Origin of the sequence: Niallia sp. RD1 (genome assembly GCF_024219955.1) — a bacterium.
In the GTDB taxonomy this organism is placed as follows: Bacteria; Bacillota; Bacilli; order Bacillales; family Cytobacillaceae; genus Niallia; species Niallia alba.
In genome coordinates this window covers 2,608,097-2,629,336 of the sequence record NZ_CP100420.1, presented here as the reverse complement: position 1 = coordinate 2,629,336, position 21,240 = coordinate 2,608,097, and the positions used below count along the sequence as shown (strand labels likewise).

Annotated in this window: 18 protein-coding genes; 4 read left to right on the top strand and 14 right to left on the bottom strand. The window is 34.9% G+C overall.

Annotated elements, in window-relative coordinates:
• Positions 1 to 383 precede the first annotated feature (383 nt).
• Entirely contained in the window at positions 384 to 626 is a 243-nt protein-coding gene (locus NKG37_RS12535; RefSeq protein ID WP_016201924.1) for a hypothetical protein, read from the bottom strand.
• Positions 627 to 947: 321 nt separating this feature from the next.
• Here NKG37_RS12535 and NKG37_RS12530 point away from each other — a divergent pair, with 321 nt between their 5' ends.
• Positions 948 to 1,151, top strand: a complete 204-nt coding sequence (locus tag NKG37_RS12530) for an alpha/beta-type small acid-soluble spore protein (protein WP_016201923.1) — start codon at positions 948 to 950, stop codon at positions 1,149 to 1,151.
• Positions 1,152 to 1,201: 50 nt separating this feature from the next.
• Here NKG37_RS12530 and NKG37_RS12525 read toward each other — a convergent pair whose 3' ends face one another.
• The 5 genes from NKG37_RS12525 to NKG37_RS12505 form a co-directional block, all read right to left on the bottom strand.
• Positions 1,202 to 1,933 (bottom strand): alpha/beta hydrolase, encoded by a 732-nt coding sequence (locus tag NKG37_RS12525; protein ID WP_212118828.1) that lies wholly within the window; start codon positions 1,931 to 1,933, stop codon positions 1,202 to 1,204.
• A gap of 45 nt (positions 1,934 to 1,978) precedes the next feature.
• Positions 1,979 to 3,004 (bottom strand): FecCD family ABC transporter permease, encoded by a 1,026-nt coding sequence (locus NKG37_RS12520; protein ID WP_016201921.1) that lies wholly within the window; start codon positions 3,002 to 3,004, stop codon positions 1,979 to 1,981.
• Entirely contained in the window at positions 2,997 to 4,010 is a 1,014-nt protein-coding gene (locus tag NKG37_RS12515; protein ID WP_016201920.1) for a FecCD family ABC transporter permease, read from the bottom strand. Before NKG37_RS12515 ends, NKG37_RS12520 begins: the two co-directional genes overlap by 8 nt.
• Positions 4,011 to 4,316: 306 nt before the next feature.
• On the bottom strand, positions 4,317 to 5,273 hold the full coding sequence (locus NKG37_RS12510; protein WP_169188066.1) for an iron-hydroxamate ABC transporter substrate-binding protein: 957 nt from the start codon (positions 5,271 to 5,273) through the stop codon (positions 4,317 to 4,319).
• 103 nt (positions 5,274 to 5,376) lie between these two features.
• A complete protein-coding gene (locus tag NKG37_RS12505; protein WP_169188065.1) occupies positions 5,377 to 6,990 on the bottom strand; it encodes an ABC transporter substrate-binding protein in 1,614 nt (537 codons plus the stop codon).
• 123 nt (positions 6,991 to 7,113) lie between these two features.
• Here NKG37_RS12505 and NKG37_RS12500 point away from each other — a divergent pair, with 123 nt between their 5' ends.
• Positions 7,114 to 7,932 carry an alpha/beta hydrolase gene (locus NKG37_RS12500; protein WP_224428293.1) on the top strand — a complete coding sequence of 273 codons (819 nt, stop codon included), beginning with the start codon at positions 7,114 to 7,116 and terminating at the stop codon, positions 7,930 to 7,932.
• 438 nt (positions 7,933 to 8,370) lie between these two features.
• Here NKG37_RS12500 and NKG37_RS12495 read toward each other — a convergent pair whose 3' ends face one another.
• The 8 genes from NKG37_RS12495 to NKG37_RS12460 all read right to left on the bottom strand — a co-directional run bounded on the left by NKG37_RS12495 (position 8,371) and on the right by NKG37_RS12460 (position 18,754).
• A complete protein-coding gene (locus tag NKG37_RS12495; protein ID WP_254416289.1) occupies positions 8,371 to 10,383 on the bottom strand; it encodes an ABC transporter ATP-binding protein in 2,013 nt (670 codons plus the stop codon).
• Positions 10,380 to 12,140 carry an ABC transporter ATP-binding protein gene (locus NKG37_RS12490; RefSeq protein ID WP_016201915.1) on the bottom strand — a complete coding sequence of 587 codons (1,761 nt, stop codon included), beginning with the start codon at positions 12,138 to 12,140 and terminating at the stop codon, positions 10,380 to 10,382. The genes NKG37_RS12495 and NKG37_RS12490 overlap by 4 nt, the downstream gene beginning before the upstream one ends.
• A gap of 433 nt (positions 12,141 to 12,573) precedes the next feature.
• Positions 12,574 to 13,863, bottom strand: a complete 1,290-nt coding sequence (locus NKG37_RS12485) for an MFS transporter (protein ID WP_101730374.1) — start codon at positions 13,861 to 13,863, stop codon at positions 12,574 to 12,576.
• Positions 13,864 to 14,298: 435 nt separating this feature from the next.
• Entirely contained in the window at positions 14,299 to 14,751 is a 453-nt protein-coding gene (locus NKG37_RS12480; protein ID WP_016201912.1) for a helix-turn-helix transcriptional regulator, read from the bottom strand.
• A 103-nt stretch (positions 14,752 to 14,854) separates the two neighbouring features.
• On the bottom strand, positions 14,855 to 15,007 hold the full coding sequence (locus NKG37_RS12475; protein WP_254416288.1) for a FeoB-associated Cys-rich membrane protein: 153 nt from the start codon (positions 15,005 to 15,007) through the stop codon (positions 14,855 to 14,857).
• Between the two features lie 13 nt (positions 15,008 to 15,020).
• Positions 15,021 to 17,021, bottom strand: coding sequence for a ferrous iron transport protein B (gene feoB / locus NKG37_RS12470; protein ID WP_254416287.1), 2,001 nt, complete (start codon positions 17,019 to 17,021; stop codon positions 15,021 to 15,023).
• 1 nt (position 17,022) lies between these two features.
• A complete protein-coding gene (locus tag NKG37_RS12465; RefSeq protein ID WP_016201909.1) occupies positions 17,023 to 17,241 on the bottom strand; it encodes a FeoA family protein in 219 nt (72 codons plus the stop codon).
• Positions 17,242 to 17,461: 220 nt separating this feature from the next.
• On the bottom strand, positions 17,462 to 18,754 hold the full coding sequence (locus NKG37_RS12460; protein WP_254416286.1) for a methyl-accepting chemotaxis protein: 1,293 nt from the start codon (positions 18,752 to 18,754) through the stop codon (positions 17,462 to 17,464).
• Positions 18,755 to 19,088: 334 nt separating this feature from the next.
• Here NKG37_RS12460 and NKG37_RS12455 point away from each other — a divergent pair, with 334 nt between their 5' ends.
• Positions 19,089 to 19,634: a GNAT family N-acetyltransferase gene (locus tag NKG37_RS12455; RefSeq protein ID WP_212120795.1), complete on the top strand. Its 546-nt coding sequence runs from the start codon at positions 19,089 to 19,091 to the stop codon at positions 19,632 to 19,634.
• 181 nt (positions 19,635 to 19,815) lie between these two features.
• Complete coding sequence (locus NKG37_RS12450) at positions 19,816 to 21,147, top strand: hemolysin family protein (RefSeq protein ID WP_254416285.1); 1,332 nt, start codon at positions 19,816 to 19,818, stop codon at positions 21,145 to 21,147.
• Positions 21,148 to 21,240 lie beyond the last annotated feature (93 nt).

Sequence of the window (21,240 nt, the reverse complement as noted above, 5' to 3'; positions counted from 1 at the left end):
TTATTTAAGAGATAAATTAGAGATTGTTCGTCTTTACAGATTGGCTATTTAGTTTTGTCCCAGCCTCTTAGTTTTTCGCCAAAAGATTTTTGAAAAGTAAATGGAATTTTCTTACGTTGCTTGGAGTGGAAGGGGTGAGACTCCTGTGGGATTAGCGAGACAGCTTAGACCCTGCAGGCTGTAAGCCGAAGCGGCTCAGCGCGAGCCCCACGGAAAGCGAACCCCTGGAGCGGAAAGCAACAGCCCTATTCAAAGAGACTAATAAATATACTATAGACAAACCTCTATTTCTAAAATTCGGTTTGTGTCTATAGTTTAAGCTTACCTTGCTAAGGCATGGTAAGCTTTTTATTCATTGCTGTGGAAATTGTTTCTATTACTTCCTATTCCTTTATAAACAATACCTCTTCCTGTCCACATTGTTGACACTGCACAAGATGAGGACATAGATGTGCAGATAAATCCTGATAGCCATCTTCAAGCTTCATTTGATCAATTGGCATATAGGCACTATAATCATCATAATAATCCATTACTCTGCCCTTATCTTCGACTTGATTTCCACATTTGGAACAAACACTTTCTAATTTTTCCAATCCGTTACAAATAGGACATATCGAACCCAATTTATTTCCTCCCTCTTATTCCGCTTTAACGTCAGTCTACTTTCATGACTGACGTTTACCTGATCACTATCTTTAGTTTCTGTATGGATTAAAGAATCTATCCAATAGTTACAAAAGGAATTAATTACCTGTTTTTTTAAAGGAATAAGATAGTGAAAACCAACCATAATAAGAGTACAAGCAACAAACAAGGTACAAAACGCAGCAAACAATACATTCTATTACATTGGGTTATACCTAGTGGTAGTAAGAGATTTCTTACAAACTGGTGCAATTCCAGATAACCCAACCAAAAAAACAACTAGAAGGAGCTGGAACACAATGGCAAACAACAATTCTTCAAATCAACTTTTAGTACCAGGAGTATCTCAAGCTCTAGATCAAATGAAATACGAAATTGCATCTGAGTTTGGTGTTAACCTAGGTGCAGAAACTACTTCTCGCGCTAACGGATCTGTTGGTGGAGAAATCACAAAACGCTTAGTACAAATGGCTGAAAAGCAACTAGGTGGATATCAAGGTTAATAAAAATTTTATATAATGGCTAGAGCCCTCCTATTTTAGGAGGGCTTGCTTTATTTAGGATATAACCATTTTACTCCATTTAAAAATTGATGAACAAAATACTTTTTTTGGTGATCCGCATTTTTTCCAAGAACAAATTGATAGTTGTCCTTTGACAGTTTTCTTAAAAATATTTTGTTTGCAACGAGAACATTATTAACCATCTCTCTTTGGATATTGTTCTTTCTCTTCCCCTCTTCCTCTCCAACATATAAAAAAACACGATTTTCCTTCCCAACCTTATTTTTTTGTACAAATGAAAGGATATTCGGATACCATAATGACGGGGAGATAATCCCAAATTTCGAAAAATAATCGGCGAATTCATACATAGCGTATACTGAAATTAATCCACCTAAGGAGGCTCCCATCATTCCTGTATGTTGGCGATCTGTTTTCGTACGAAAGTGCCTATCAATATACGGTTTGATGTTTTGGCTAATAAAAGTTAAATATTCTCTTCCTTCTCCCTTAAAAGGCGGAAAAGCAGAACTAATACTAGGTGAAAACCATGGCGTATATTCAGCAAGCCGATCCATTGGTTCAATTCCCACTATCATTACTTCCTCTACTAGTCCAAAAGAGAATAATTCTTCTAATTCACTTAAAACAGAATGAAAGAGAGATCCTCCATCTTGTACATAAATTACAGGATAATTTCTTACTGAATTATTATAAGAAGGAGGCATGTATATACTCAAAGATCGCGTCTGTATATGTGCCTCCACTAACTTTCCCTCCATCTACTTCTTCCTACTTCCTATTAATATCCTTCTATCATCACATAACTACACTCTTGCTTTTACTAACAAATAAACAAAATATGGTGCTCCAAGAATGCTTAGTATAATTCCAGCTGAAATTTCTGCAGGTGCTACAATAGTTCTGCCGATAAAATCTGCAATTAGCATAAAGAAACTACCAAGCAATCCACAAACAATAAGAGAATTACGATGTTTTAAACCAACAAGAAGTCTTGCCATATGGGGAGCCATTAACCCTATAAATCCAATGCTTCCAGAAACAGAAACACATGCTCCAATGAGGCCAACAGCACTTAATAGCAACAACCATTTTTCATTTTCTACTTTTACTCCAAGCCCAATCATTACTGGTTCCTGCAACTGAAATAAGTCAAGGGAATATGCTTTACGAATAATAAGTGGAATGATTAGTATAAACCATGGCAAGATAGACAGAATAAATAGCCAGTTCGCATTATAAATACTCCCATTTAACCATACTGTTGCCATTTCAAAGTCTTGTGCTTTCATTTTTAAAGACATATACATCGATAAAGAACCGAAGCCAGAATTTATCGCTATCCCCGTTAAAATGAGCTTTTGTGAATCAAGTCTTTCTCTCTCCTTTGCCAATAAGAAAAGGATAAAAGCTGCAATAAACCCGCCAAGTAACCCAATAAGCGGTGTGGTTAAAATAATCCACAAGCTATTCTTATTTATGTTTAGCAATCCTTGAAAGAAAAACATATAGGCAACAATCGCAGCACCAGCTCCACTGTTAATGCCCAAAATACCAGGATCAGCGAGTCCATTTTTTGTTATACTCTGCATAATAGAACCTGCTATTCCTAATCCAAAGCCAACTAAAATCGCTAAAATGATTCTTGGCAAGCGAAACTCAAATACCACCAAATCGGTATCACTATTAGGATGATATCGGAAAATACTCCTTACTAACTCTTGAAATGATAGAATATATTCGCCCTTAGATAAACTAATAAAAATAACTAATATGATTAAACCACTCAATATATAAAGTGATAAATAGGTTCTTTTTTTCTCTTTATCCACGTTGCATATTCCCTCCTCCCTTTGTTTTTATTAAATACAAGAAGAAAGGAACACCTATAAATGCTGTTACGATTCCAATTGGTGATTCAAAGGGGTAATTGATGAATCGACTGAAAGTATCACAAATAACCAGAAATAGAGCACCTAATATTCCAGAGCAAGGAATAATTTTTTTATAATCTACCCCAACAATCATTCGTGTAATATGGGGAATTATTAAGCCAACAAAGCCAATTTTCCCTGCTAATGAAACAGAAATGCCTGTCATTATCACTACAGCTACCATCGTTAATAGTTGGATAATTAATGTTTTTTGGCCTAGGGATGTAGCAATTTCTTTTCCTAAAGATAAAATAGCAATTGATTTGGAAAGAGATAATGCCAAAATAATACCAACAATTGCTAAAGGAAAGCATAGCAGCAATAATTCATTATTAAGCTGATGCAAGCGTGCATTATACCAAAAGCTCATATTTTGAGATACTTGAAAATAGGAGGCAAGCGCAGAAGATAAACTGCTTAAAAAGGAACCAAAAACCGTGCCAATAATCGCAAGTCTTAAAGGGGAAAAACCATTCTTCACTATGGACGCAAGACCTAAGACAAGAAATACACCTAAGGAGGATCCAAGAAAAGACACAGCAACCATTTGCAGTGAACTGATGCTTGGAAAAAATACAAAAGCTAACGTTATCATAAATGCCGCTCCATCTGAGACACCCATTATAGATGGAGATGCTAAATAATTTCTTGTCATCCCTTGCATCAAAGCTCCTGACATTGCTAAAAGACCACCTATTAATAAAGTTCCTACCGCTCTTGGAAATCTTGCTGTACGAATAATGATTTGCTCGACATTCTCTGCATCATAGTGAAAAAAAGCGTTATATATTTCATTAAATGAGATATTCATTGTCCCCAGAGAAATAGATAAAAGAATTACTACTATACTTAAAAAAGGTGAACTATATATAATTGCATAAGCGCGTACTTTCTCTCGATCCATGTTTCCCCTCACCTAACCTAGTGAATAAAATGCCTAAATCGTTGAATGAATAATTTTTTTCGATATCTTTATAAAGTGAAACTTCCATCAGTGGGGGTTTCTTTCCTCCCCCACTGATGGTTAGTTGAACCAATCGGACCTTTACGGACAGTTGATCTCCCACCTATCTTCCTCGTATCCTCATAAGCTTGAGGGGGGAGTCTTACTGCCCGTTAAGCGTGGGACAAATTAACAGAAAAAAGCCCCCACCTAAATGTTAAGAAAGTTAGGTGGGGATTAGTGCTCCTTCAGTCTTTGTTACCTTTCTTACTTGAATATATCTGTAAAAGCTGCTAAGAAAGTTGTTTTACTCCATGCTGTTCCCCCTGCTGCCAATGGATCAACTACATTTTCATACACTTGCTTATTTTTGACAGCATCTAAACTTTTCCAAATAGAATTATTCTCCAAATCAGCTAACGCTGTTGGACTGTCGGCATTTTCCGATTCTTCGAATTGGATAAATAAATAATCTGGATTCATTTCAGCTAATTTTTCTAATGAAATCATTTCTTGTGCTTTTGCTGCTTTCACTTCTTCTGGAACATCTAGTCCAAGATCCGTATATAGAACAGGATTAAAATAGACAGATTCAGGATAAATATATAAACTTCCTCCTCGCAATCTGAGCATTACTACCTTTTTCCCAGAAAGATCTGCTTGAAGTTCATCTTTTGCTTCCGTAACATTTTTTTCATAATCAGCTATGATTGACTCTGCTTTGTCTTTTTCATTGGATAATTGACCTAATAAGAGAAGATTATCTTTCCAGTTTGTTGAAATATGAGACACAGGAATCATTGTTGCAACTTTATTTAAGCTTTCTGCCACTTCTGGTTGAAATTTGCTTGTACCTAGAATAACATCTGGTTTTAATTGCAATAGTTTTTCTACACTAGGCTGTGTTTTTTCCCCAATTTGCTCAGCTTCTGACATAGAATCTCCTAAATAAGCAGGAAATTTTCCAGCTGTTGCAATAGCACCTGCTGGTTTAATGCCAAGTATTGCCGCATCTTCCATTGCCTCTTGGCTTGCTGTTACGATTGTTTCTATTTTTGCAGGTAATTCATATTTTTCACCTAAATAGGTAACCTCTTGAGTCGTGCTTTGTTCTTCGTCTTTATTATCTTTTATAGCTGAAGTTGTACTTTTTTCCTCTTTTTCACCACATGCTGTTAATAGTAAAACAGCTGCCAAGAAGATAAAGAATAAATTCTTTTTCATATACTTTCTTTCCTTTCTATATGTAATCCTAATTGATATTGATAACCTTTATCAATTAGGATTATACTGAAAAATACTTCAAGAAAGACATGGATAATTTCCGCTAATTTGCTTGTACTTTTTCCACCATTAACTCTTGGATATTGTGAAGTACTCTTAAATGCGAGCTTGCTGAGTACTCATTCCAGGGATCTGACTGGATAAAAGCAACCTTTTTACTTTTTACTGCTTTTATTCGATTCCATTCCTTTGAACATTTAAGTTTTTCCCAAAAGCCAATTGTGTCAATATCCTGTCGAATATTTAAAAACAAATAAGTAGGATTTAGGCTTACTAAATAGGAAAGTGAAATGGTTTCATTTAATTGGATATCTTCTTTAGGTTGTGCCGAGGAAAATCCTAAATCTTGATAAACGAGATCGATAGCTGTTCTAGAACGATTTAGTACTAGTGTATTTTTAAATATACTTACTACCAACACTGTCTCTTTCTCTAATTGTTCCTGCAGTAGTTTTTTCGTTTCGTTCACCTTATTTTCATATACTTTTAGGAAGTATTCTGCATCCATTTCACAATGAATATAGGAAGCAATCTCCAACAATTGACTTTTCCAGCTGCAATTTTGGACATGATAATAGTAGACCGGTGCAATTTTTTCAAGTGCTTGCTTCTCTTTATCTGATATATCATCCTTCGCTATTATTTTATCCGGTTTCTCTTCAGACAGTTTCTGTATATTACTTTCCCATTGTGAATGAATCTTGTAGGCATTTAAATGAACAAGAATATCATCATGAAAAAATTGGTAATAGTAACGAGTCCATTTAGGATGAAGAGGGGCTGCATATGGGATAATATGTAGGGCAAGTAAATGTCCTGTTGTTGAAAAATCATAAGAGGCAATCTTCAGCTCCCGTTTTTTTCTGTAATTGGTTGGAGGAATGCCTACTATCTTTTTAAATACTCGGCTTAGATAAAATTCATCGGCATAGCCAACACTTGTAGCAATTACCCGTAAACTGTTGGATGTTTTAACTAGTAATTCCTTTGCCTTTCCTATACGAATTTCTGTAAGAAAATCTTGTACGCCAATCCCATACTCTTTTTTAAAAAGCTGTGAGTAATATTTTGGACTTAATCCTACTTTCTTTGCCAATAAAGCGGTAGAGATGGTCTCATGATAATGATTTTCCAGATACTTTTTTGTCTCTTCAATTGCAAGCATCGTATCTTTAGGAGCAGTTTGCTGTTGATTGCTCATAAAATAATGAAAAATCATCGCTATTTTTGCCTGTTTAAGAAAGTGATTGTTCGTTAGCTTATCACGTTCTAACGCTAACAGTTCATCCAACAACGTTGGAATCTTATCAACTGGCTGTAACACAAATGATTGGAGAAAGTTATTTTCTTTTTTTAACTTTACTTTCTTATAGGTATCTATGCTTATCTCCCTCGCTTGATACACTTGAAATTGCAGAAAATAATAATCTATACAGCAAGTATTTTTAAACTGAAGATGATACGTGCATTCTGCTGGAATAAATAGCAGATCTCCTTTACGGAATAGAAATTTCTCTATGTCAATAGACAATAAGCCTTCCCCACTATTAATATAAATAAATAGATAACTAGTCGATAATACTCTTTCTATCTTCCTGTCATATAATCGTTCTATACGACAATAGTTGATTTCGAAACTCTCCCAATTATTAATCATCTCAATTTCCTCTCTTGTTATTTCTTCTATTTCTATGTACAATAGATTTACCTAATTAACATTGATAATCATTATCACTTATTTTAACAAATTGATGGATAGAAAGAAATAGGTGGCGATATGATGATTAAATCGAAAGAGAGCTTTTATATTCCCGATACAGAAATTTGGACATGTCCAATGAATGAAACGAAAAACTATAAAATTTTTGTTTATATTCCAAATATCCCTGTTCCTGAAAACGGATTTCCCGTCCTATATCTTTTAGACGGAAACGCAAATTTTGGTAGTTATGTAGAAGCAATGCGTTTACAAACTAGAACACAAGAAAAAACTGGATTACATCCTGCTGTTATAATTGGAATTGGCTATGAAACGAATGAACCATATAGCAAGGAAAGGTATCTCGACTTTACGTTTAATGCAGATCAAACATCGCTTCCTAAAAATCCTGCTGGGTCAAAATGGCCTCCTCATGGAGGTGGGAAAGAATTTCTAGCCTTTATTGAAGATACATTAAAACCGCTAGTGGAACAGAACATGCCAATAAACACTAATAAGCAAATGATTGTCGGTCATTCACTTGGAGGGCTTTTTGTTCTCTTTACTTTATTTACTTCTCCTTCTTCATTTCAATATTACCTTGCAAGTAGTCCATCCATTCATTGGAATGAGGAGCAGTTATTAGAAGAACTAGACTTTCTCCCAGAAAGATTGAGCGAGTTAGATCCAAGCAAGTTACTTCTGACAGTTGCTGAGAAAGAGAAATCACACTTTACAAATATGCACCAAAAAACACTTGATCTCTCTGAAAAATTACTAAACTACCATACTAAGACATTCCACCATATATTCCATGAATTTAAAGAGGAAGATCATCTGACTGTCCTCTTACCACTTATCAATAAAACGATTGCCTTCTTAAATGATAAGGTGATTTGAGTGACTGGAGGAAAGACAACAGCAAAAATGAGGCTGTGAGATAACTAAATAGATACTATGTAAAGACGAACAATCTCTCATTTAGCTAGTAAATAGCGGCTGCTTTCGCATACTTTTTTACAATAGAAAATATAATTAGTTGGGAAAACAGAGCAGCCGGAATACACGTAGACGCCACGGGGATTAGCGAGACAGTCTGAGACCCTGCAGGCCAAAGGCCGAAGCCGCTCAGCGCGAGCCCCACGGAAAGCGAAGTGTATTCCGGCTGCGGGCAACAGCAACAAACTTCATAGAGCATCCTTTTTTAAAATGAAAAAACCCTAAACAATTATACGAACTTTCCGTTAGCGTTTTCGTATAATTGCTCGGATTTAACTTTAACTGGAATACTTATGTCCCAGTCCCTTTCCTATTTCTTAATGAAGATTAAAGTATTCATTAACTTACTAAATCTTGCCCTTGTTGTAGCTGATACATCTGATAATACTTCCCTTTTCTATCCATCAATTCATCATGATTGCCTTTTTCCACTATCTGCCCATGATCAAGGACGAGAATTTGATCAGCATTGCGAATGGTCGATAGACGATGGGCAATGATGAAAGTTGTTCTGCCTTCTTTTAGCACTTCCATCGCATGTTGAATAATTTGTTCCGTTTCCGTATCAATACTACTTGTTGCCTCATCTAAAATGAGTATTGCTGGATCAAAGGCTAGAGCTCTCGCAAAGGAAATAAGCTGTCTTTGTCCACTAGATAGAGTACTCCCCTTCTCTATCACCGGCTCATCGTATCCTTTTTCTAAATGCTTTAATACTCTATCTGCCCCAACATCCTTCAATGATTTCTCCACTGTTTCTCTTGAAATAGAAGGATCATTTAACGTTACATTGGACGCTATTGTTCCTGTAAAAAGAAATGGATCTTGGAGAACAATCCCCATATATTTGCGAAGATCCTGCTTCGAAAAGGATGTGATATCTTTTCCATCTATCATTATCCTTCCTGATTGAATATCATAGAAGCGGAATAAAAGATTCATAATCGAACTTTTACCAGAACCTGTGTGACCGACTAGTGCAACTGTTTCGCCTTGCATTGCCTCAAAAGAAATATTTCTTAACACATAGTCATTATCTTTATAAGCAAAGTTGACTTGATCAAAGGTTACATTTCCTTTATATCTTTCAAGGGTAACATCTTGGACATCGATTCCGTCTTCATCCAATAATTCAAACACTCGTTCTCCTGCCACAAGTGCTTGCTCCAAATTGGCCAATTGATTAACAATACCTTGTACAGGCTGAAATAGGCGATTTATATAGTCAACAAAGGCATAGAGCACGCCTAGCGAAAGTGCCGTTGTTGCCGATAAAGATTGACCAGCAACATACCAGATAAATACAACAAATACGATATTTCTTAAAACATTTACTAGGTTATGAGAGGTAAGACTATTTAAACGAAGCATTTTATTTTGGTAGCGGAAATGCTCGTTATTCAAGTCCTCAAATTCTTTTCTTGTATGCTTTTCCTTGCTAAATGCCTGAATAATATGCATTCCTTGAATAGATTCGTTTACCATTCCATTAATATCACTAATTTTTGCTCGAATAACATGATTATATCGAGAAGCAAACTTACGATATCCCATCATCCATACATATAAAATCGGAAGCAAAATTAAGCAAATCGCAGCAAGTGGTGGATTTAATATAAATAATGCAATATAAATTCCAATAATATTAATTCCACTTGAGAAGAAATTGGATAATACCGTTACATACAACTCCCGAATTGCCTCTGTATCGTTGGTTACTCTGGCCACTACTTTACCAGCAGGTAGATTATCAAAATATTTGATCGGTAACCGTTGAATGTGAGCAAATACATCCTCTCGCATCTTCTGAATAATTCGGTTTGCTGACTTTTGTAATAAATAATGCTGCCCGTATTGGAAAAAAGCAGAAATAATCACTAATCCAAAATAAAAAGTTAACAGCTTTAAAATTGGTGTAATCTCCGGCTTATAAAAATCAAAAACTTCAGAACTAGTCAAAGCCGTAGCAGGATACGTTTCCACTTCTTCCCCTCTGCTGATAGTCAATGTTCCATCATTAAACTTACGACTTCCATCAAAAGAAATGGCTCCCTCTACAAAAAGAAATTGTCTTCCAACTTGAAGTATTCTTGCCTCGGCAAGCTTTTCGTCATCGGCTTCAAGATACGCAGTTTTTTTGTAGAAATTTCCATTATAGGATACTGCGTCTTTTTTTGGTTCTGTTTGATACCAAGGTGATTCAATCCCTGTTATATGATCATCAATTACCTTTTTAGCAACAAATGGACCTGCCAGGTCGGCGAATACAGCAATTGTCAGCATGATTAACGCAGCAATAATAATTCCTTTAAATTTTAAAGCATATTGAAATAATCGTTTACCTGTTGTCATGCTTTCACCTCCACTTCTTCCGCATCCACCTTTGTCTGTTGCGTTATATACTGTTCCTTATACCAGCCATTCAGTTTCATTAACTCATCATGCGTCCCATGCTCTGTAATATGTCCATCTTCCATTACAATAATATGATCGGCATGCTGAACTGCTGTCATTCGGTGAGTCGTAATGATTGTTGTTTTTGCTTGTCTTTCTTTCTTAATATTCGTGATAATTTTTTGTTCTGTTTTTGCATCTACCGCTGATAAAGAATCATCTAATATTAAAATTTCTGGCTTACGGATAAGTGCTCTCGCAATCGATATCCGTTGCTTTTGCCCTCCAGATAAGGCAACTCCTTTTTCACCAACGAGTGTTTCTAACCCTTCTGGAAGCATTTCAATATCCTGTTTAAAAGAGGCAAGGCTAATTGCTTCTTCTAATTCTTCTTCGATAGCTCCCTCTTTTCCAAATAAGATGTTTTCTCTCACTGTTTTTGAAAAAAGAACGTGATCTTGGGGAACATAGCCAATCCAACCTCTTAACGTATGTAAATCAATTGAATCAATGCTTTTCCCGTTAATCGTTAGCTTACCTTCCCCTTTCGGATACTCTCTAAGCAGCTGTTTAATGATCGTTGTTTTCCCACTACCGGTCTTACCGACTATTCCCACTGTTTCTCCTCGTCTAATTGTTAAATAGATATCTCGAAGATTTTCTTGCTTAGACGATGGGTATTGAAAGTTCACATCGTTTAACTGGATAATTTCAGGAATACCAACTTCCTTGCCCTCTTTAGGACTAATTACGTCTGCTTTATAATTCAATGTATCCTGTACCCGATCCAAAGAAGCATTTCCACGTTGCATAATATTCATTAATTCACCAACTGCAAACATTGGCCAAACAATCATTCCTAAATAAACATTGAATGTAACAAGCTGCCCAATCGTCAGTTGTTGCTGAAAAACTAAATATGCACCATAACCCAGTCCAATCAAGTAGCTTAACCCAACAAGAATTCGTACAGTCGGATCAAATAAAGAGTCTATTTTAGCCACCTGTAAATTCTTCTTATAAACATCTTCCGTAAAACGGTGGAATTGTTTTTCTTCTTCTTTTTCTAAAACATAGGCGCGGATAACGCGAACCCCTGAAATGGACTGAAGGACACTATCATTCATATCACCGAATGCATCCTGTGCTTCCATAAACCGCTTATGAATTCTCTCCCCATATATTTGCATAATAACTGCCATAATAGGTAGTGGAAGAATCGCTGCTAGTGTTAATTTCCAGCTTACCGTTAACACCATCGTAATTAAAATGGTCAGCATAAATATGGTAGAATCGACTAAAGTCAAAATTCCAAATCCAGCAGTAACGGATACGGCCTTTAAATCATTGGTTGCCCTCGCCATTAAATCGCCAGTTTTATTTTTTTCAAAAAAAGTTGGTGTCATCTTAAATAGATGATTCATAAACTTGCTTCTCAATTTCAATTCTAAAATATTCGCTCCGCCAAATAGCTTATACATCCAAAAATAAGTGATGATATACGTACTTATTGTGATTCCCGCAACCACAAGTATATAGATCATAGTCTTATTGCTTGTTAAAGTACCAATCGTTAGTTCATCAATAAACATTCCGAGAATCCTTGGCGGTAGCACCTCAATAAATCCGACAAATATTAAAAGTATAATAGCTATCGTGTAACTCTTCCAATGCTCTTTAAAAAACCATTTTAATTTTAAAAATATAGAAAACATGTAATCATCCCCTGTCATTCTTCATCTGCTACTAGCCACTTTCTAAATCCTTTAATGCCTTTCTAGCTTCCTTAATGATTACAATCATCGACTTCTCCTCCTTTATCATTTCATTAGAAAATAAATGTATTTATTGCACAGAATACAAATTCCTTATTTCCCCACAAAAAAAGAGACAGACCGCAACCATGCGACCTATCCCTTTATGACAGAAAAATACACGGGTTACCTATATAGCAACCCATCTAATCCGCGCTAAAATTATCGATAAGAAAAAAGAGGGTTACCGAAATATGAAGTTGTAAATGAATAATATCTATTTAATCTTCTCATCGGTAACCCTTCCTTTCTCTACATTTATTTTCCAATATAAATGTAGATTAACACGTACCTTTTATAAAGTCAATTGCAATTATTTTGAAAATTAAAGATTTTAATAATTTAATTGTACCTCTTTTTGCCTTGCCAGTTCGTCTTTCTGCTCCTTTTCTTTCGCTAATTTAGGTAACACTAGACTGTAATAGCCACCAACTACAAGAAAACAAGCCCCAACAAACCAATAGATTATTTCTATAGAAAACCAATTAGGATAACCGATGGAAATAATCCCTAGTGTAATTGACTGTGAAAGCATCATTAACGGTGTTATCCACCCTTGTACTCTCCCCATCATCTTTGGTTCAATAATCGTAGGCATCCAGCCACCTATCGCAATATTAATCATTGGTAAGCCGAGCGCTAAGAAGAAACAGATTGTTAAAAAGACCAGAATATTTGTTGAATAAGAAGCCAAAATGGTCATTACGGCAATATAAAAAGCCCCCAGAATAATTAACTTATACAATTTAACCTTTTGTGTAAGAAGAGATGAAAGGAAACTTCCAATCATTACGCCTGCTCCAAACACAATTCCAAAATAAATGGAGACTTGTTCATAATTATCAGGCGCTAACTTATATTTCAAAATAAAGACTTGCATGACACTAAATCCGCCATTTACCACACCGAAAGCAATAAATCCATATATTAATGCAAGCAATAATTTATTGGTCAAAATGTATTTTAACCCAATCATAAAGTCACTCCAAATAAATCGAATGTTTAATTCCTTTATAGAATAACTTCCATTTGGTTTTCGAACACCTTCATCCAACTTCATGGATTTAATAAGTAAACCACTAATCGTTAAAGTAGCTACATCAACCAAGATTGCTCCATATATCCCTACTGTCCAATAGACAAATATCCCAATCGCATTGCCAAATAGCATAAAGACACTGTTCACTAATTGATTTAGTCCTGCTGCGGTTGTATAATCCTCTTTTTTCAATACTCCTTGAAGAATGCCTTGTTCTGCCGGAAAAAAGAATTTTTGAACAGCACTTCTTAAAAACAACATCATAAAAATAAGTGGCATCCATCCAATAAGAACTGCCCCCAACACGCATAAAGACATTGCAGCTGCAATCATCTCACAATAATAGGCAATCTTTTGACGATCCAATCGATCTGCTACGACTCCCACTAAAAAAAATACTGCTAATGTGGGCAAGGAAAACATTAATTCTGTAATCGTAGCATAGGCGGGCTGTTCAGAAAAACGATCGAGAATATAAAACATAAAAGCGGTTAAACCAATAACACTTCCCATTTGCGATGTGACATTTGCTATAAATAGTCTCGTAAAGCTTGCGTTTTTGAATATTTCTGCAAATTCTTTCATTTAATATCCCTCATCCTTTAGTTGATGAGTTAATTCTAGCTTTCTTTCCACGGAAAATGACCATTCATCCGATGGTTTCTTGTTCCGTCTACAGACGGAAATAAATTCCATTATAAAGGCGGATAATCCCCCATTTTACTTGAGCAAGGATGGTTATTTTCTATTTCAATGAAAGTAAGGATTAGCATTGGGGATAGTTCTATTGTTACCTATTGATTCTTATGAGACATGTAGTAGGGCAACTCTCTCTGTTCCCTTTTTCCTCTGCTTCTCTTCCTTTCGGGCATAGAGAACGCTTCTCTGTTTCCTTTCCTAAGCAAAAACGGACGCTGATGCACCCTTATTTTACGCACAAAAATAGACTGTCCATAAATTAGTCTTGAATAGATAAGTCATTCAAGATTAATGTAAAAACAGCCTCCTTATTCACATTGCTTATTCTCCTGAAAGTTCCTTAAAACGATCTTTTGATTCTTTTTCATCGAAGCTGGAAAAAATTCGAAAGTGGTCTTCATCAATAATGCGAAAATGTTGACTAATGATATTCTGTTGAAGAATAAAACCGTTCTTTTTTTCCACTTCTCTCCACCATACTTTTCCACCCATCGTTTTTTCTTTTCGGTAATCCATTCCATCACGGGCTACAGTTTCCAAAACCTCTAACGGTTCATTACCAAATAAAAAACGAACTGTTTCTGTCTCTCTGAATAGAGCGCATACTGCTACTACAGTAGACCAACCTGCATAAAGTCTACCTTTCTCAATTTGCACCAAGGTCTTTTTTGATAATCCAATAACCTCTGCCATCTTATCTTGGGTATATCCCGCTTCTGTGCGTATTAATCTCATCTTTTCTGATACACTCTCAATAATTTCTTCTCTTGTCAAAGTTTCTTCATTCCCTTATTAGTTATGTGTAATTTTACACCATCACTAATATTATAAGCTTCCTTTGCATAAATATCAATTTAAAACTATTAGACGCTCAAAATTATTTTTTGCTCAACACTTCACATTTTTGGTCACAAGCTTGCTTTAAGGAACACGCTGCACATTTCCCCTTTTTTGATTGCTGAATGTGACGGTATAATCCATAACCCGCATAACTAAAAATCATAAATCCGAGTAAAATACTGATAATCATTCTATTCACTCCTTCAATTTAAACCGATCCATTTTCCTAGCTGATAAATAATAAATGAAAGAATATATGCAAGAATAAGTGCATAACCGACAGAAAAAGCAGACCATTTTTTTGATCCTGTTTCTTTATAAATAGTAGCAAGTGTTGCCAGGCATGGAATGTATAATAGAATAAACACCATAAAACTATAGGACGCTAATGGCGTATAAACTTCTCCCATTAAATGCTGCAAGCTTCTTGTGTCTGGAACGGCATAGATGATATTCATAGCAGAAATAATTGCTTCTTTTGCAAGAAACCCCGTTAACAAGGATGCTCCTGCTTCCCATGTTCCAAAACCTAGAGGGGCAAGAACTGGTGCCATCACTGAACCAATTAACGCCATAAAGCTTTGGTCCATTTCTACATCTAATCCTCCTGGTCCTAAATAAGTTAATAACCAAATTAAAACAGAACCAGCGAAGATAAAAGTACCTGCTTTCTTTAAGAAACCTTTTCCTTTATCCCATGTACTTTTCCATAAGACCTTTAAACTAGGCAATCGATATGGCGGCAGTTCTATTAGAAAAATAGACTTTTCTCCTTTTAAAATAGTAGAAGAAAATAGTTTAGCAAGTAATAAGGCCATTACTATGCTTAAAACATAGAGGGATAACACTATTAATGCTCCATTTTTGCCAAAAAACGCTCCTATAAATAATGCATAAACAGGAAATCTTGCCGAACAACTCATTAATGGCAACAATAAAATTGTTAATAATCTCTCCTTCTTTGTTTCGATTGTTCTCGCAGCCATTACCCCAGGAACATTACAGCCAAACCCAATAATCATTGGGATAAAGGCTTTACCATTTAATCCTACATTTTCTAACCATTTATCCATAACTAGTGCTACCCGAGACATATACCCAGAGTCTTCTAAAAAAGAGATACAGAAAAACAATATAAAAATTTGCGGAATGAAAACGAGAACGCCTCCTACCCCTGCGATAATTCCATCAATTACAAGTGACCGTATAAAGCTAGTTACTTGCAGACTGGTTAATAGATTCGTAACCCCCTCTGTCAATAGATCTGAAATAAGGTAATCTAGACGATCAGATAATGGTGTTCCAATCCAATCAAAAGTCAACATAAATAATATATACATAAAGGCAATAAAAATTGGAAATCCAAGATATTTATTTGTTACGAGATAATCGATTTTTTCCGAAATTGGGATCTGCTTTTTGTCTGCTTCTACTTCGACTTTTTGGACAATTTGATTTACCACTTCTCTACGTTTAAGATAAATTATTTGTTCTGGCTTTTTCGCTATTTTTTCACATTCCAATGTTACTTGATGGATAAATGTCTCCAACTCTTGTTTACTTAAAAGATTAGCAAGAAATTGGAAAATTGTTGTATTTCCATCAAGTAATTGGATTGTTAGCCATCTATTTGAAAGGGATGTTTTTCCTTGAAGCATAACGGACATTTTTTCTATTGCATTTTCGATTATTTCCCCATAATGGATAAACAGAGAGTGTTCCCCATTACACTGCTGATCAATAGATGCTCTTGATAGCTCCTCACATCCATCTCCTTTTCGCGCACTTATCGCAATCGTATTTGCTCCTAAATAAGTGGCTAATAACTGGTGATCAATGACCTTTCCTTTTCTTTTTGCAACATCAATCATATTTAAAGCGAAAATTACCGGTTTCTCATATTCTAATAATTGAATAGTTAATAATAAATTTCTCTTTAATTGCGAAGCATCGATAATATTAACAATTCGATTCATCTTTCCTTGCAATAAGTAATTTGTGACTACGGCTTCTTCTTCAGAGATTGGTGTTAAAGAATAGACCCCAGGTAAATCTACTAAAATTGCTTTTTTATTTTTAAAGGTACCTATCTTTTTCTCTACCGTCACTCCATTCCAATTTCCAACATACTCATAAGATCCTGTTAGATGATTAAATAAAGAAGTCTTCCCTGTATTCGGATTCCCTAAAAGAGCTAATTCCATTTTATATGCTCTCCATATGCAATATTTTTATATCGCTTTGTCTCATGCCAATCGTCGTACCCTCATATTCCAAAATAAGCGGCCCGCCAAACGGCAAAATTTGCTGAATCGTTATTACAGCACCCTCTATTAATCCAAAATCAAGTAGCCTTCTTTTGAGCATTCTATTTCCATCTTCCACCCTATTTATCTTTAATCTTTGTCCTACAGTTAATTCCATCTTATTCGCCTCTCTTTTTTAATTAAGAATGATTATCTTTCTCTTATAAGATAGTTATATCAATCGTAACAACAGTATTCAATCTGATTTCCCCTAATAATTGTGACAATTCATTGAATTTTAAGAGCTTTTGCTTTTATACAAGGGCAAATTTCATCATACCTTTTTGAACAAATAAAAAAGCCATTGCTCCAAAATGAAAGCAAAGGCTTTTCCTTTATTATAGATTATATTTCGTCAATGAATCCTTTAATTCCTCATTGCTACTCTTCATTATTTCTGCTGTTTTTGCAACATTTCCAATCGCAGAGGTTTGCTCATCCGTACTAGAAGCAATTTGTTCAACTGCTGCTGCAACAGACTCAGAAACTTCTGATACTTTCGCAATAGAACTTGAAATATGATTGTTTTGCTCCACCACACGGTTTAGTTCGACTGTCATTTCTTTGACTGCTTCAATGCTATTGACTACAGCACTTGCAATGGCTGTAAATTCCTTTTCAGTATCCTTTACGGCAGTATCTAATTCCGCTGTTTGATTTGTCGTTTCATAAATCGACATAACGGTACTTTCCATTTCTTTTTCGATATTTTGAATCATATCTTGGATTTGCTTTGTTGCTGCATTTGTTTCTTCTGCTAGGTTTCTCACCTCATTGGCAACAACAGAAAAGCCCTTTCCGTGCTCACCTGCTCTAGCAGCTTCAATACTTGCATTTAAAGCAAGAAGATTTGTTTGTTCTGCTATTCTATTAATAGTAGAAGTGATTTTAGATATATCTAAAACTTTCTGATATAAGCTACTAATTCCAATACTAACATCATTTGTTGACTTGCTTGCATTTTCATTACATATTTTCAACGTATTAATTGTCTTTTGTCCGTTATGGGATGCTTCTTGAGCATTTTCTGTTGCTTGCTTAATAATTTGATTTTTGCCTTCCATATTATCAATTGAACTGGTTAAGCTATCTATTTCTCTTTTAACCTCTTCTAACTCGGACGCTTGGCTAACAGCCCCCTCAGCAATTTCAGCCATTGCTCTTCCAATTTCCTCTGAACTTGCCAATGTTTCCTCTGCTATTACTGACACATCACTTGCCTGACTTATTCCATTTTCATTTACTGTTTTTAAACTTGATACAAGAAATGAAAATCTCTCCTGCAATTCAGCAATAGATTGATTTAACTGACCAATTTCATCTTTTGACTTGTCATTAAATTCAACCGATAAATCTCCCTGTGACAACTTACTCACTTTGTCGCTAAGACGAGATAATGCTTTAAATTTTCCTTTCATTAATACATTAAAAACAAACGAGCTTAATACAGTAAGAATAAGCACTACAGCTATTATGATTAAATAATGACTATAAGAGAATGGCAATGCGTCTTGTATGGTTTCATTTTTTGCCATATAAAATCCACCAAGAGCACTAATAAATGTAGTAATAAGAATAAGCAGATTAAATCCAATAAACGCTTTCACTTTGAAACTATCTTTCTTTTTCATTCGAAACATCCTCTCTTCGCCGTCCGTATTAAGGGGCCATTTCTAAGCAAACACAAACAGATATTTTTAAAACGCTTTCACATATAATAACGTATCTATTCGGATAAGCGTTAGTTATGTCTCTATATCTTTATTATCGGTAATATCTACCTACTTTTTAGCCTTTATTTGTAATTTTTTTATAAATTTATTTTTTTTACAGAAATAAAAATAGGAAAAACGCCTAATTTCCGGTTAAAAACTTAAGATTTTAGAAGTTTACGAGCCAAATTTTTTTCTTGGCATAAAATACAACGATATCTCCTTCTTAGAAAATTAGAAAGGATGAACGATGTTGTTTAATATATTTGTAGATCAGCAAATTAGATTGCGGCTTTTAGAAGTGAAGGACTCCAATGAACTTTTTCAACTAGTTAATAAAGATAGGAAGTATTTAAGAAAATGGCTCCCATGGGTAGATCAAATAACCTCTCCCTACCAATATCAAAGCATCATTCCCCTCTGGAATAAACTTTTCACAGAGCAAACAGAATGGAATGCAGGAATTTTTTTTAATGGAAAACTTGTAGGTATGATTACCTTACAACAAATCGATTGGGCAAGTCGCAAAGCAAGCATTGGCTATTTTTTAGCTGAGGACGCACAAGGTCATGGCATTATGACAAAGTCAGTTGCTGCTATGTTAAATTATGCTTTTTATTATTTAAAGCTCAACAGAATAGAAATTCAATGCGGGGTTAAAAATGTCAAAAGCCAAGCAATTCCGGAGAAGCTTTCCTTTAAGAAAGAAGGAATTATAAGAGATGGTGAATTTCTGTATGACCATTTTCATGATTTATTTTCCTACAGCATGCTAGCAAGAGAATGGGCAGCTAAATAATAAACTTCCCCTCTAATACGTTATGTGAGGATGATAACAACAACACTAGGTTAAATCCTCTCTCCTCTTTATTCCCTCAAAAATTTTATTTTCATCAGAAAAAGGTATAAAATGAATAAATAGAAGATTTTCTATTTATATAAAAATATTTAAATACTTCTTTGATAACAAATGAATGGTGATGAAAGAAATAATGATTGGAATACAACTACTGTTAATTGTCATACTAACTGCTTTTTCTGCCTTTTTTGTAGCAACTGAATTTTCTATTGTTCGTGTGAGACCTGCAAGAATTGAACAGCTTGTAGAAGAAGGACAAAAAAATGCCCTTGCTGTCAAAAGAATTATTGAAAATATGGATGCCTATCTGTCGGCATGCCAATTAGGCATAACCATTACCTCTTTAGGATTGGGGTGGTTAGGACAACCTACGATTTTAAAGTTAATTCAACCTTTAATGAATAATTTAGCTATTCCAACTGCTCTATCACAAGGATTAGCGTTTGCGATCTCTTTTTCGATAATTACATACATTAATGTCGTAATTGGCGAACTTTTTCCAAAGTCAGTTGCCATTATTCTTACGGAAAAAATAGCCTTATTAATTAGTAAACCACTTATTTGGTTTTATAAATTTATGTATCCCTTTATTTGGCTTTTAAATAAATCGTCAAGACAAGTAGCAAAATTATGGGGAATAACGAATCCATCAGCCAATAATGATGCACTATCAGAAGAAGAGCTGCAAATTGTATTGAAGGAAAGTTATCAAAATGGGGAAATTAGTTTATCAGAATATAACTATGTCAATCGGATTTTTGCATTTGACAACCGTTTAGCCAATGAGATTATGGTCCCAAGAACAGAAATGGTCACATTATCTGATCATATATCCATTAAAGAAGCTATAAATATTATTCAAAAAGAACGATATACAAGATATCCACTTACTAAAAAGGAGGATAAAGATAGCATTATTGGTTTTATCCATATTAAACAATTATTAACGGACTGGATAAAAAATGAGGATATTGAAAATAAATCGTTATTGGACTATGCACAACCAATTATACATATAATCGAATCAGCACCTATACAAGCCGTTTTCTTAAAGATGCAAAAGGAAAGAAGCTCGATCGCTATTCTTCATGATGAATTTGGCGGTACTGCTGGACTAATTACCGCAGAAGATATTTTAGAGGAAATTGTCGGCGAAATTAGAGATGAGTTTGATGAAGAGGAAACCCCTCTTATTCAAAACATTAATGACCATCACTATATTCTTGATTCCAAGCTTCCCTTAACAGAAGTAAACAGGCTGCTATCCTTATCAATCGAGCGAGAAGAACTTCATACGCTCGGTGGCTGGATATTGTCCCAAAACCCTAACATTAAAAAAGGGGAAACGATTGAATATACTGGCTATCTCTTTAAGATTGACAAAATGAATCGCCAACATATTTTTACCTTTGACGTTCAAAAGATACCTTCACATCTTTTAAACGAAGATTAATACTAAGCTATTTATCCCATTTATGTTAAATCTACGATGGATGATACAAATTTATCATTCATCGTAATCCTTTCTGTTACTACTTCTTCATTT

Bases quoted from the DNA above. Each gene is read 5' to 3' on its own strand.
- NKG37_RS12530 (WP_016201923.1), top strand. From the start codon at position 948: ATGGCAAACAACAATTCTTCAAATCAACTTTTAGTACCAGGAGTATCT.
- NKG37_RS12525 (WP_212118828.1), bottom strand. From the start codon at position 1,933: ATGGAGGGAAAGTTAGTGGAGGCACATATACAGACGCGATCTTTGAGT.
- NKG37_RS12515 (WP_016201920.1), bottom strand. From the start codon at position 4,010: ATGGATCGAGAGAAAGTACGCGCTTATGCAATTATATATAGTTCACCT.
- NKG37_RS12510 (WP_169188066.1), bottom strand. From the start codon at position 5,273: ATGAAAAAGAATTTATTCTTTATCTTCTTGGCAGCTGTTTTACTATTA.
- NKG37_RS12505 (WP_169188065.1), bottom strand. From the start codon at position 6,990: ATGATTAATAATTGGGAGAGTTTCGAAATCAACTATTGTCGTATAGAA.
- NKG37_RS12500 (WP_224428293.1), top strand. From the start codon at position 7,114: ATGATTAAATCGAAAGAGAGCTTTTATATTCCCGATACAGAAATTTGG.
- NKG37_RS12495 (WP_254416289.1), bottom strand. From the start codon at position 10,383: ATGACAACAGGTAAACGATTATTTCAATATGCTTTAAAATTTAAAGGA.
- NKG37_RS12490 (WP_016201915.1), bottom strand. From the start codon at position 12,140: ATGTTTTCTATATTTTTAAAATTAAAATGGTTTTTTAAAGAGCATTGG.
- NKG37_RS12485 (WP_101730374.1), bottom strand. From the start codon at position 13,863: ATGAAAGAATTTGCAGAAATATTCAAAAACGCAAGCTTTACGAGACTA.
- NKG37_RS12475 (WP_254416288.1), bottom strand. From the start codon at position 15,007: ATGATTATCAGTATTTTACTCGGATTTATGATTTTTAGTTATGCGGGT.
- feoB (WP_254416287.1), bottom strand. From the start codon at position 17,021: ATGGAATTAGCTCTTTTAGGGAATCCGAATACAGGGAAGACTTCTTTA.
- NKG37_RS12465 (WP_016201909.1), bottom strand. From the start codon at position 17,241: ATGGAATTAACTGTAGGACAAAGATTAAAGATAAATAGGGTGGAAGAT.
- NKG37_RS12460 (WP_254416286.1), bottom strand. From the start codon at position 18,754: ATGAAAAAGAAAGATAGTTTCAAAGTGAAAGCGTTTATTGGATTTAAT.
- NKG37_RS12450 (WP_254416285.1), top strand. From the start codon at position 19,816: ATGAAAGAAATAATGATTGGAATACAACTACTGTTAATTGTCATACTA.